The sequence below is a fragment of the Salipiger sp. HF18 genome, from assembly GCF_011806505.1.
Lineage (GTDB): Bacteria > Pseudomonadota > Alphaproteobacteria > Rhodobacterales > Rhodobacteraceae > Salipiger > Salipiger thiooxidans.
In genome coordinates this window covers 1-1,326 of the sequence record NZ_JAATOS010000761.1, presented here as the reverse complement: position 1 = coordinate 1,326, position 1,326 = coordinate 1, and the positions used below count along the sequence as shown (strand labels likewise).

Below are 1,326 nucleotides of genomic sequence, written 5' to 3'. Positions count from 1 at the left end.
CCATGTGGTGTCCTCCGTCGCGGCGACCGTCGCACGCTCCCCGCCCGCAGGCAAGGGAGCGGCGCGGCTCAGCGGATGCGGTTCGAGATCCAGCGCAGGATCGGGTTCTTCTGCGGTCGCAGCAGCTCGAGATGCAGGATGCGGGCGCGCGGGGCGTCGGACCAGATCAGCTCCGAGGCTTCGAAGACGCGCTTGTTGAACTGCGGCGGGAAGACGTAGAAACGAACGTCCGAGCGCCACAGCACCTCGCGGAACGACGGCTGGTCGATGCCCATGCCCGAGGCCGCGAAGGTCTCGGCCCAGTCGCGGAAGAAGTCCAGCACCGCGGGTGCCTTGCGGTAGAGCAGCACGCCGGTGTTGATCTCGGGGAAGGTCTCGGGCAGGTCCAGCGCGATCTTCTTCAGATGCCGCGGCCGGTGCCACAGGATCACCTGGGTGCCGCACATCTCGTACTTGCGCAGCAGATCGAAGAACGAGCCCAGCTCCGCCCGCACCACCGTGTCGTTGTCGAGGAACAGCGTCTCGTCGAAGGGGCTCTCGCCCAGCACGTTCACCTTGGGCCGCTTCAGCCCCTCGGGGATGAAAAAGGCGTGGTCGAAGCCGCTGGTGTCGTCGCCGTCCTTGCACCAGATCGCGGTGCCGAGCCCCGGGTTCCAGCGCTTCACGCTCGCGGCCGAGCGGCGCGCCACGTCCACGTGATCCTTGCCCCAGGCCACGTAGACCACACCGCGCGACATGTCCGTCATCTCGTCAAACTCCATTGCGAGCCCCCGAATACGCGGCACCCGAGGGGGTGTAAATCTCCGGGGCGGAATATCCCGGCCCGAATCCGCCGCTCCACGCGCGGGCCGCGCGCAGCGGCCCGGGCCATCCCCGGAGTCCGGCGCTTGGAAAACCCTGTTCCAGCGGGCAGGATGCGCCGTCAGGAGGACAGCCATGATCGCCATCATCTTCGAAGTCGTTCCCGCCGAGGGCCGCCGCGACGACTACCTCGACATCGCCGCCGCCATGCGCCCAATGGTCGAGGAGGTCGAAGGCTTCCTCTCGGTCGAACGCTTCGAGAGCCTGACCAACCCGGGCAAGCTGCTGTCGATCAGCTTCTTCGAGGACGAGGCGGCGGTGGAGCGCTGGCGCCGCCTGAGCGCCCACCGCGCGGCGCAGCGGGCCGGGCGCGAGGGCATCTTCGCCGACTACCGGCTCAAGGTCTGCCACGTGCTGCGCGACTACGGCATGACCGAGCGCGCCGGCGCCCCGCAGGACAGCCTCGACACCCACGGCTGATCCTTCATCTTGCCGGGTAAACTCCCGCCGGAGGCAATGGGACAC

At 68.3% G+C, this 1,326-nt stretch carries 2 protein-coding genes; one reads left to right on the top strand and one right to left on the bottom strand.

The window, feature by feature from the left end:
• Positions 1–68 precede the first annotated feature (68 nt).
• Positions 69–761 (bottom strand): hypothetical protein, encoded by a 693-nt coding sequence (locus tag HC022_RS26675; protein ID WP_254885284.1) that lies wholly within the window; start codon positions 759–761, stop codon positions 69–71.
• A gap of 175 nt (positions 762–936) precedes the next feature.
• On the opposite strand from HC022_RS26675, the gene HC022_RS26670 reads away from it, so the two are divergent.
• Positions 937–1,281, top strand: coding sequence for an antibiotic biosynthesis monooxygenase (locus HC022_RS26670; protein ID WP_167454392.1), 345 nt, complete (start codon positions 937–939; stop codon positions 1,279–1,281).
• Positions 1,282–1,326: the final 45 nt, after the last annotated feature.